10 protein-coding genes are annotated in these 10,604 nt (G+C 46.3%); 9 read left to right on the forward strand and 1 reads right to left on the reverse strand.

Going from position 1 to position 10,604, the window contains the following annotated elements:
• From VN379_RS24365 to VN379_RS24405, 9 genes are all read left to right on the forward strand, one after another.
• Positions 1 to 728 (forward strand): GntR family transcriptional regulator (locus VN379_RS24365; protein ID WP_325538729.1); only part of this gene is annotated, 728 nt, incomplete at its 5' end.
• Positions 729 to 1,031: 303 nt separating this feature from the next.
• Positions 1,032 to 2,360 (forward strand): MmgE/PrpD family protein, encoded by a 1,329-nt coding sequence (locus tag VN379_RS24370; protein WP_325538730.1) that lies wholly within the window; start codon positions 1,032 to 1,034, stop codon positions 2,358 to 2,360.
• 23 nt (positions 2,361 to 2,383) lie between these two features.
• Positions 2,384 to 3,754 carry an adenylosuccinate lyase gene (purB, locus tag VN379_RS24375; RefSeq protein ID WP_325538731.1) on the forward strand — a complete coding sequence of 457 codons (1,371 nt, stop codon included), beginning with the start codon at positions 2,384 to 2,386 and terminating at the stop codon, positions 3,752 to 3,754.
• Positions 3,755 to 3,796: 42 nt separating this feature from the next.
• Positions 3,797 to 4,774: a tripartite tricarboxylate transporter substrate binding protein gene (locus VN379_RS24380; protein WP_325538732.1), complete on the forward strand. Its 978-nt coding sequence runs from the start codon at positions 3,797 to 3,799 to the stop codon at positions 4,772 to 4,774.
• Positions 4,775 to 4,833: 59 nt separating this feature from the next.
• Positions 4,834 to 5,310, forward strand: coding sequence for a tripartite tricarboxylate transporter TctB family protein (locus tag VN379_RS24385; protein WP_325538733.1), 477 nt, complete (start codon positions 4,834 to 4,836; stop codon positions 5,308 to 5,310).
• A gap of 40 nt (positions 5,311 to 5,350) precedes the next feature.
• Complete coding sequence (locus VN379_RS24390) at positions 5,351 to 6,865, forward strand: tripartite tricarboxylate transporter permease (RefSeq protein WP_325538734.1); 1,515 nt, start codon at positions 5,351 to 5,353, stop codon at positions 6,863 to 6,865.
• Positions 6,866 to 6,941: 76 nt separating this feature from the next.
• Positions 6,942 to 7,241, forward strand: coding sequence for a UxaA family hydrolase (locus VN379_RS24395; protein WP_325538735.1), 300 nt, complete (start codon positions 6,942 to 6,944; stop codon positions 7,239 to 7,241).
• A 2-nt stretch (positions 7,242 to 7,243) separates the two neighbouring features.
• Positions 7,244 to 8,404: a UxaA family hydrolase gene (locus VN379_RS24400; RefSeq protein WP_325538736.1), complete on the forward strand. Its 1,161-nt coding sequence runs from the start codon at positions 7,244 to 7,246 to the stop codon at positions 8,402 to 8,404.
• A 281-nt stretch (positions 8,405 to 8,685) separates the two neighbouring features.
• Complete coding sequence (locus tag VN379_RS24405; RefSeq protein WP_325538737.1) at positions 8,686 to 9,864, forward strand: aminotransferase class I/II-fold pyridoxal phosphate-dependent enzyme; 1,179 nt, start codon at positions 8,686 to 8,688, stop codon at positions 9,862 to 9,864.
• Positions 9,865 to 9,929: 65 nt separating this feature from the next.
• On the opposite strand, the gene VN379_RS24410 is transcribed toward VN379_RS24405, so the two are convergent.
• Positions 9,930 to 10,565, reverse strand: a complete 636-nt coding sequence (locus VN379_RS24410) for a hypothetical protein (protein WP_325538738.1) — start codon at positions 10,563 to 10,565, stop codon at positions 9,930 to 9,932.
• Positions 10,566 to 10,604 lie beyond the last annotated feature (39 nt).

Raw genomic sequence — 10,604 nt, forward strand, 5'->3', positions numbered from 1 at the left:
ATCATATATCATTAACTGTGGATTTAGCAAAATTCAGTAGAGGTGCAACCTTCATGTCGATCTTTTCTATGACAAAATCAGCAACCATTTATTCCGAGATAAAAAAAGGGATTATTAATGGCGACCTTAAACCGGGAACACACCTGATCATAAAACAAATTGCTGACCAATACGGTATTAGTGATATTCCGGTGCGGGAGGCGCTAAGAGAATTAAACGCCGAAGGGTTGGTAGAAACAATACCCCATGTAGGTTCAAGAGTATCCGGGTTCTCAATGAAAAATATCGAAGATATGCTGGTTATGCGTGAGTGCCTCGAGCCATTTGCGGCCGAGCTTACCGCTCTTAATGCCGATGGGCATACCATTGAGAGACTCGAACAATACTATCATGCTATGCAGGTAGCTTTCCAGGCTGGTGATACAGAAAAATACCGGGATCTTAACCGGGAGTTTCATAAATTATTTGTTGAAGCCTGTGGTAATAGTTTAATGACGAAAACAATCATTGAGTTAATGGAATCGCATAAACGAATGCTGACAATCTTTCAGCTGTTTCCGGAAATATTGGAGATTTCTAATAGCGAACACGGGCTGATGATAGATTATTTAAAAGAAAGAAACGGGAAAATGCTGGCGAAAACAGTGTATGAGCATAAGAAACGGGCCTTTGACAAAATGCGGAACTATTTACAACAACATGGATATGCATTAGCCCTGGCAGACTAGCCTGTTCGATTTGTTACTTAGAATTGATGGGGATGTATTGATTTTTGGGGGATCATATGCTAACATTAAATCCATTAATATGAATATGAGCGCTGATCAGAAAAACTGAAGGCGAAAATTATCCTTAGGATAATTTTCGCCTTTTTGCATTATTTGCGGGCTGTCTTTGGCAAATGGAATCATTAGCTCATTTCTCAGAATCATATATGATATATGATATATGATTTTTAGGCTGATTTTCAAGACCGAGTATCTGGAAATAGATAAGAATAGGGGGAGTAAAGACTGAGATTACCAACAGAAATGCAAGCGATAGCCAGTTTTATAGCCAAACTGGAGTATGACAGTTTGCCGCCTGAAATCATTAAAGATGCAAAATACCGGATATTGGACTGGCTGGGAAGCGCACTTGCCGGCGTTCGCTATAAGCCGTCACACATTGTTACCCAGATGGCTATTGAGGCTGGCGGCGTTGCCCAGGCCACTATTTTACAAAGTGGGCTAAAGGCTCCGGTTGCTCAGGCGGCACTGGTAAATGGCGTTATCGGTCATGTGGCAGAGCTTGATGATGGACATCGGCTGGCTATTGCCCATCCGGGGGCAGTTACCGTACCGGTAGCGCTGGCTGTTGCTGAATGTTTTAATAAGACAGGCAAAGAACTGCTCACCGCCATTGTTGCCGGCTATGAGGTCTTAATCAGGTTGGGTATTGCTGTTAATCCGGCCCATTATCAGATATGGCATGCAACCGGCACCTGTGGAACCTTTGCAGCAGCGGCAACAGCGGCATCGCTGCTAAAACTTGAGCCATTAAAGGTGCAAATGGCTTTGGGAATTGCCGGCACAATGGCTGCTGGGCTACAGGCCAGCTTTGGTACTCATGCCAAGCCACTTAATGCCGGGCATGCGTGCCAGAGTGGTGTTCAGGCCGCTTTACTGGCGCTGCATGGCTTTACCGGTCCGGGGGATATCTTTTGCGGCGATAAGGGGTTCATTCGGGCAACCACTACCGACTACAACGGCGAGATTCTGGCGGAAATAGGTAAAAGCAGCTTAATGACTAATACCGCATTTTTTAAGGTCTATGCCTCATGTGGACATACCAATTCACCACTGACTGCCATGTTTAGGATCATTGACCGGTATGACCTGCCGTTAGACTCCATTAAGCAGGTGCAAATCGAGACATATCGGACAGCGGTAGAGTTAACAGCTCAATTAAAATATGATACTGAGGAGGCCGCTAAGTTTTCTCTTCCCTATTGTATTGCTGCGGCGCTCGTCCATAAAAAGGTGACCCTGGCAGAGTTCAGTCCAGATAAACTGAATGATCCTGTTATACTCGGTATCGCCCGGAGAATACAGGTCATTGAAGACCCGGAGGCAACTAAAGTATTTCCCCAGCGGCGGGCAACCGTCAAGGTTGAACTGGCCAATAAGCAAGTCATTGTGGAAAGTGTCGAAGCGGCAGATGATACACCACGCTATGATGTTCTTGAGAATAAATTCCTGTCGTTAACTGCAAGCAGTCTGGATAAGCAGGCTGCACAGCAGATCAAGGAGATGGTTTTATGCATGGAAAAAATTGATGATCTACAGGTGTTGATGCAGCACTTGCGTTTAAAACGGTAAAAAATTTTCCAGGAGATGAGACAATGGCTTGTACGATGATTGAATCAGAATTGTTTCGGGATGTTTTTAGTACGGCAATAATGCGTGAGATTTGGGATGACCGTTCCATCATTCAACACTGGCTGGATATCGAGGCTGCATTGGCCGAGAGTCAGGCCGAGCTAGGCATTATCCCCAGTGAGATTGCCCGGGAAATCACCGAAAAAGCGAAGGTTGAGAATCTTGATTTTACTATAATCAGGCAAGAGGTCAATAAGATTGGACATTCACTTGTGCCGACACTGCGTGAATTCCAGCGGCAATGTAAGGGGAAGGCCGGGGAGTACATTCATCTCGGGGCCACTACCCAGGATATTATTGATACCGGCTTTGTTCTGGCTGCTAAGAAGGCCTTTGCAGTAATCTATGATGATCTGTATGAGGTTGAGGGCTTGCTGATTAACCTGGCAGAGGAACATAAAGCCACGGTAATGGCCGGTCGGACCCATGGACAGCAGGCCTTGCCGATTACGTTCGGATACAAAGTGGCGGTATGGGCAAGTGAGATTCACCGGCATCTTGAGCGAATGCAAGAATGCCGGGTACGGGATTTTGTGGGACAGCTAAGCGGTGCCGTAGGTACAATGGCCGGGTTTGGTGAACAGGCGATCGAATTACAAATAAAAGTCATGAGCAAATTGGGGCTTAAGGTGCCTGAAATCTCCTGGCATGCCAGCCGGGACAGGCTGGTTTCGGTCATAAATCTACTGGCCCTGATTGCCGGCACGTTAGGTAAAATTGGCAATGAGATTGTCAGCTTACAAAAAACCGAGGTTTCAGAACTGGCAGAGCCTTGGGCTGACGGGGTAGTGGGCAGCAGCACAATGCCCCATAAACGGAATCCCGGTGCAACCGAAGGCATACATACCCTGTCCAAACTTGTCAAAGGAAACCTGCTCCAGGTGCATGAAGCCTTACTCCAGGAACATGAACGGGATGGGGCCTACTGGAAAATCGAGTGGGTGGCAATTCCTGAGGCCTTTATATTTACTGCTGCCGCTGTAGCCAAAGCCAAGAAAGTGCTAAAGGGATTAGTGGTAAATAAACAAAAGATGGAACAGAATCTGGATATTTTGCAAGGACTGCTGTTGTCTGAAGCCGCTATGCTGCATTTAGGAGAAAAACTTGGTAAGCAGACTGCCCACAAAGTAGTCTATGAGATTTCGATGAATTCATTTCGCGATAATGCTTCGTTCAAGCAGTATCTGTTGGAAGATTCACGGGTCAACTCTTATGTTACCGCCGCCGAGTTAGACCAGATTCTAAATCCGCATAACTATACCGGGTTTAGCCGCCAGCTAACCGAACGTGTTGTGGCAAATATCAAACAGGCGCGCAGTCAGGATAATTGTTAGCCATTTTTTTGAATAAATAAAACTTGAATTGGGGGAAGGATTATGAATTTACGTTATTCAAAAGTACTCATAGTGTTGTTAGGGGTAGCATTGTGTGCCGCTTTATTGCTGGGGTGCTCAAGCGGGAGTAAAGAAGCCAAGTATCCGGCTAAGTCCATAGAACAGGTAGTACCGTTTGCGGCAGGCGGACCTGTCGATACGTCGGCCCGGATATTAGCCGGTCAAGTCGAAAAAGACCTGGGACAAAAAGTGGTAATAGTGAATAAAGCCGGTGGCGGTGCTACCGAAGGTCAAAGCTATGTGGCCAGAGCAAAGCCGGATGGCTATACGCTGCTGACATATACTTCATCGCTATTGTCAAATACTGTGAGCAAAAAAGTGGATTATACGGTTGACTCATTTGAACCTGTCGCGATGTATTGCTTTGATCCGGAGGTGTTAGTGGTTTATGCAAATTCACCTTATAAAACTGTTAACGAACTAGTTGAAGCCAGCAAACAAGCCGAGATAACAGTTTCAACTCCCGGTCATTCCACCTCTCATCACATGGCTGGTGTACTGATGGAGCAAAAAGCCGGGGCGAAATTTAAATATGTGCATACCAAAGGTGCAGCAGAATCGGTACCGATGGTTGCCGGCGGGCATGTTATGGCCGGTTTAACAAGTTGGTCTGAGGTTAAAAGCCTGGTTGAACAGGGTAACCTGCGGGTTATCGGTGTTATGTCTGAAACCAGGGATCCTAGAATGCCTAATGTAGCTACCTTCAAAGAAAGTGGTATTGATATTGTTTATGGTGCCTGGAGAGGGATTGGCGTCCCTAAAGGAACCCCGCCGGCAGTCGTAACTGCCCTGGAGCAGGCCTTTAAGAAAGCTATTGAAAGTAAAACAATTCAGGATAGTTTCCGGGAAAACGGTATTCCACTGACCTTTAAAGATGCCAAGGGATTTGCAGAGTATATCAAAGCTGATTTTGCAGACCAAAAGGCAATTATTGATCAACTGCAGAAAGCGCAGAAGTAGCTAAATAATCATCAGTAATTATATGGCTAACGAGTAGCCTGCTGAAAAGAGGGTGGATTGTGATTTCTACGAAAGGCAAAGCAGTATTTATCGGGGGGCCGGAGTTTGTGACCGGCATAATCTTGTGGGCAATTGTGGGGACTGTGATATATACAACTGCCGGTATGGCTGTTATGGAGGCGGACCTCACCCCCGGCCCCCGTTTTTTACCGTTAGTGGTTGCCGTGATTTTATCACTGCTTACTATTTTATACTGGAGAGAGGCCTATCGGAACCGGGAGCAGGGTATACGGTTTCCCAGTATAAACCAATTGGCAAGACCGGCCGCGTTCTTCGGGATAGCCTTACTCATAGTATTGCTGTGGGATTTTCTTGGGGCTATGCCAGTGGTACTATTGGTTAGCTTTTTGGAAATCAAATTTTTGGAGAAACATTCCTGGCAGCATTCATTGCTGGTAGCCGTTATTTTGTGCGCCTTTATTTATGGGATATTTGAGGGGGTCTTGGGGATTTCACTGCCACAGGGAATCTTTTAAGTAACTTGCCTATCTGTTGAAGGAGTTGAATCAACATTCTATGGAAACTATTCAGCTTTTGCTGCAGGGATTCAGTGTTGCGCTGGAACCGGCAAATCTGCTGGTTTGTGCTATTGGCGTAATTGTTGGCACGCTGGTAGGTGCCCTGCCGGGTATTGGCCCCACGGGAGCCATCGCGATGCTTTTGGCAGCAACCTATAAATTGGGAGCCGAGTCTGCCATTATTATGCTTGCCGGCATCTATTACGGTACCCAGTATGGCGGCACTGTTACCTCAGTATTAATGGGGGTTCCTGGTGAATCATCCTCGGTCGTCACCACCCTTGACGGCTATCAGCTTGCCAAACAAGGCAAGGCAGGGAAGGCTCTTGGTATTGCTGCTGTTGGCTCCTTTATTGGCGGCACGATAAGTGTCATTGGCTTAATGCTTGTCGGGCCTAATCTTGCCCAACTGGCATTGATTTTTGGACCGGCTGAATATTTCGCCTTGATGATGCTGGCCTTCTCGCTGGTTACAGCCTTTACCGGCAAGTCAATGGTCAGGGGATTTATTGCCCTATGCTTGGGCCTATTGCTGTCTATGGTCGGACAGGATGTTATGACCGGAGTGCCACGCTTTACCTTTGATAATGTGACCTTGTTGGACGGTATTGATTTCTTGCCTATCGGTGTAGGTCTTTTTGGCCTGGCCGAAGCGATTGAGAGTTTTGAGAGTGGGCAGCGCCGTAGTTTTGTTAAAGCAGACTTGAGCTGGCGAAAAGTCCTGCCTTGCTGGCAGGATATTCGTGAGACTTTTATGCCAATGCTGCGGGGTACGTTTCTTGGTTTCTTAGCCGGAACCCTGCCCGGGGTTGGGGCGACGATGGCCTCTTTTCTCAGTTATGGTGTTGAACAGCGGGTATCGAAAACACCGGAGAAGTTTGGCAAAGGTGCGCTGGCAGGTGTTGCAGGCCCTGAAACCGCGAATAATGCTGTTACCGGGGCGGCCTTTATCCCGATGTTAAGCCTGGGTATTCCGGCCGGGGCTTCGTCGGCGCTTTTACTGGGTGCATTACTTATGTTTGGCTTACAGCCAGGACCGACCTTGTTTCAGGATGCGCCTGCGGTAGTGTGGGGTTTGATTGCCAGTATGTATATTGGTAATCTAATGTTGGTAATTATCAATATGGCCTTCATCCCCGGTATCGTCAAAGTAATGGAAAAAATTCAGCCTTATCTGGCTACAGTGGTATTATTGCTGGCAGTGCTTGGCGTGTACAGCTTCAGGAGCTCAACCACAGATATTGTGATTATGCTGTTGGCCGGTTTGGTGGGCTACGGCATGAAAAAGGTTCAGATTCCCTCAGCACCAGTAATTCTTGGGTTATTACTCGGTGGCATGGCTGAGATCAGCTTGCGTCAAGCCTTGACTATATCCAAAGGAAGTCTGCTGATCTTTGTGGAAAAGCCGGTGGCTGCTGGTTTCCTGGTCGTTGCCATTCTGTCGATTGCTCTGGCCGCTTTAACAGTAAAGGGTAAGGGAAAAGCCCTTAGGTCAGAGGATGTTGAGGGGTAAGCGACCAAACAAGTGGCAGAGGGTATCCACAATTGTGGCAGAACAATTAAGCCGGATTTTATAGGAGGGAAACACAATGGCTATTGATGCAATCGTACTCAATGCAGCAGATAATGTAGCGACTGCTGTTCAGGATCTGGCAGCCGGCCAGAAGGCGCAGGTCCGTTTAGGGCGCGACATTAGCGAAGCGGTGGTGCAGGAGACTATCCCCTACGGACATAAGTTTGCCTTACGGCCTATTCATCAGGGGGAGGCTATTCTCAAATATGGTGAGATTATCGGCCGGGCAACTGTCGATATTCAAGCCGGCTGCCATGCCCATGTGCAAAATATCGAAAGTCTGCGCGGGCGTGGTGATTTAGTGAAGGAGGCTTAACTATGGAATTTATGGGCTATCGCCGTGCTGACGGGACTGTGGGTACCCGCAATTATGTCGGTGTACTGTCAGTGGTAGTTTGCGTCAATGAGGTTGTGGAGGCTATTGTCCGTCAAGTGCAGGGAACAAGCCGCTTCACCCATCATCAGGGCTGTTGTCAGACGCCGCTGGACATTGGGCTTGTGAATAAGGCCCTTACCGGTTTAGGGTGCAACCCCAACCTGCACTCAGTGCTGCTCATCAGTCTGGGCTGTGAAAGCACCGATCTATCTGGTGTCATCGATGGCATCAAAGCCAGTGGCAAGCGGGTTGAACATCTTGTTGTGCAAGAGGTCGGCGGGGCAGCACGTACTACTGCGCAGGGAATTTTGCTGGCCCAGGAAATGGTAAGGGAGGCATCGCTGCAGCAGCGGGAGGCTTTTCCTATCAGTGAATTGGTTATGGGGATGAAGTGCGGCAGCTCAGATACCACTTCAGGACTGGTACCGAACCCGGCTATTGGCGTCACATCAGATTTATTAGTTGCTGCCGGCGGCGTTTCTATTCTGGGGGAAGTAACTGAATTTATTGGTGCTGAACATATTTTAGCCCGGCATGCCGCCACCGAAACGGTAGCACAAGGCATTTACAGATTAGTGGAGCGTATGGAAAAACGCGCCATGGCGGTTGGCGAAGATATCCGCGGCGGACAGCCGACCGGCGGCAATATCAAGGGTGGGCTGACGACCATTGAAGAAAAATCCCTTGGTGCTATCGCTAAGGCCGGCTCGGCACCAATTCAGGCCGTTTATGAGTACGGGGAACGTCCGCAGGTACGAGGCTTGGTAGTTATGGATTCGCCGGGCCGCGAGCCGGAGATCCTGACTGGTTTGGCTGCGGCCGGCTGTAATGTTATCGTTTTTGCGACAGGGCGGGGAGCGCCCCAGGGTTTCCCTTTTGTACCGGTGTTGAAGATTACCGGCAGCCGGACTGCGGCGGAAAAAATGAGTGATCATATTGATATGAACCTGAGCGCTGTTATTGATGGCGGCGATACCATTCCTGACGCTGGGCAGCGCATTTTAGAAGAACTGGTGCAAATAGCCTCAGGTGGTATGACCAAGGCCGAGATTTCCGGTTATACTAATTCTATGGATATATACATGCAGGGGCCTGTCATCTAGCAAATTGCCCTGATAAACGGGTGGAACTCAGAATTCTTGGATTAGCAGGGAGAATAGCTATGACATATTTGTCAGGTATAAATATTGCAGAATTTGATAAAAAATGGTATGATCAAATTGTTTAAAGGTTGATCAGAATGACTGAAGGCCAAACGGTAGCAATACCTTTGCGTTCAGTCTTTTTATTTTGCCATACGGGAATGCCTGTATTTCTTTTTACAATATAATTTTTACAGTTGACTATATATAATACAAAAACAATTGAAAAGAGGGTTTAATTTATGGCTGACAAGAAGAATTTCAGTTTTCAAACAAAATGTGTTCATACCGGTAATGGGATTGACAAAGAAACCGGCGCCATAAGACGACCGATTACGATGGCCAATAGTTATCGCCTGCCTGAGGATGCATCAACCCTTAACTGGAGCGATCCGAATCAGTTGGTTTATACCAGAAATACATCAGCAAACCAGATCTATTTGCAGGAAAAACTGGCTGCGCTGGAGGGCGGGGAAGACTGTGTAGTTTTAGGCAGTGGTGTTTCGGCATTAGCCGGTGTATTCTTTACCTTTTTGGAACAGGATGCACATATTATTTGCTCGAACGTTTCATATATAGCCGTATATAGACTGCTAAAAGAGTATTTCCCTGATAAATACGGCATAGAAACAAGCCTTGTAGACACCTCTGATTTGCAGGCGATAAAGCAGGCATTACGTCCGAATACCAAGATTATTCATATTGAAACCCCTGGTAATCCGACTACCCGAGTCAGTGATATTGCCGAGATCGCCAAACTTGCCAAGTTTGTTGGCGCTTTACTTACCGTTGACAGTACCTTTGCCTCGCCGTTCTTACAGCAGCCGCTTGAACTGGGAGCCGATCTTGTCATCCATAGCTTGACAAAATATATAAATGGCCATGGTGATGCCATGGGGGGCGCTGTAATTGGCCGCAGCGAGCTTATTGATAAAATAAAACGCCAGGCAATGGTCAATCTGGGGGGCGTTATCAGTCCGTTTAATGCCTGGCTGATTATGCGTGGTGTGGTAACACTGCCTCTACGCATGAAACAACATAGCGAAACCGCCCTGCAGGTTGCTCAGTTTCTCGAAGCCCATCCGGCAGTTGATTTTATAGCTTATCCAGGCCTTGCAAGCCATCCGCAGCATGAGATTGCCAAAAAACAGATGACTATGTTTTCAGGGGTCATGGCTTTTGGATTAAAAGCAGATGTTGATACTCACAATAAGTTTATTAATTCACTGGAAGTTATTGTTCCGGCTGTTTCCATTGGCCATGACGAGAGCCTGATTGTTTATACTGGTCCCAATGATGAAAGGAATCATTTTTATCCACCTGAGTTTAAGAATGGACACTTTAGATTTAGTGTAGGTCTTGAATCGGCTGAGGACATTATTAATGACTTGAAACAGGCGTTTGAGAAATGTGGCTTGTAGGTAGGGGGATAAATTCATAACAAAAAGAGGGCTTAGACAGCAGCCCTCTTTTTGTTATGATTATATTATTCGCTTTTTATGCCAAACCAGCGGGCTTCATCATCCCAGAAAAAAGTTGTGGTCCATTTTTTCATATTATTGCCATTGGCACTATGAATCATAATTTTTCCTGATTCAAAAATCTCAACATTATCACCCATCGTATAAGTCGGGGCGTATGATTTTATGGTCGAAGCATCAGCGTATTTGATGAGGTTCTGTTTTCTGTCCATGCCTAAAAGGTATTTAAAATAGCCATCTTCTTCTATGACAAAAAAGGTAGGATGATCACAACGATCTGTAAAAGTACAGTCACAGGTGATAACTTTAACTGTAAGTTTTCCTGATTTCAAATAATTGTCATCTCTAAATGTAAAAGCTACTTTTCCTCCCGATTTTTGAACGATGAACTGCCTTGTTCTACGGGTTCCACTTACATCAAAATAATAAACTTCATTTCGAAACTTTGGAGAAGCTATAAATGATTCTCGCTGATGATATGTATTATCAAGAAAATTTTCAAACCTAAGTATGCTATAATCTTTACCAAAACTCATAGCATCGGCGACATTCGCATAAGATACCGCTAAGAGCATCACTATGACAATCATAACTTTCTTCGTTTTATTCATCCAATTCATAATAGCATCTTTTTTTTGCAAATTATCTACCCCCGATAAATGTGTCAACCACTAGAAAAT

It is taken from the genome of Sporomusa sp. (genome assembly GCF_035561255.1).
In the GTDB taxonomy this organism is placed as follows: domain Bacteria; phylum Bacillota; class Negativicutes; order Sporomusales; family Sporomusaceae; genus Sporomusa.

Coding starts and splice junctions, on each gene's coding strand:
- VN379_RS24395 (WP_325538735.1), top strand. CDS start 6,942: ATGGCTATTGATGCAATCGTACTCAATGCAGCAGATAATGTAGCGACT.
- VN379_RS24370 (WP_325538730.1), top strand. CDS start 1,032: ATGCAAGCGATAGCCAGTTTTATAGCCAAACTGGAGTATGACAGTTTG.
- purB (WP_325538731.1), top strand. CDS start 2,384: ATGGCTTGTACGATGATTGAATCAGAATTGTTTCGGGATGTTTTTAGT.
- VN379_RS24400 (WP_325538736.1), top strand. CDS start 7,244: ATGGAATTTATGGGCTATCGCCGTGCTGACGGGACTGTGGGTACCCGC.
- VN379_RS24390 (WP_325538734.1), top strand. CDS start 5,351: ATGGAAACTATTCAGCTTTTGCTGCAGGGATTCAGTGTTGCGCTGGAA.
- VN379_RS24405 (WP_325538737.1), top strand. CDS start 8,686: ATGGCTGACAAGAAGAATTTCAGTTTTCAAACAAAATGTGTTCATACC.
- VN379_RS24380 (WP_325538732.1), top strand. CDS start 3,797: ATGAATTTACGTTATTCAAAAGTACTCATAGTGTTGTTAGGGGTAGCA.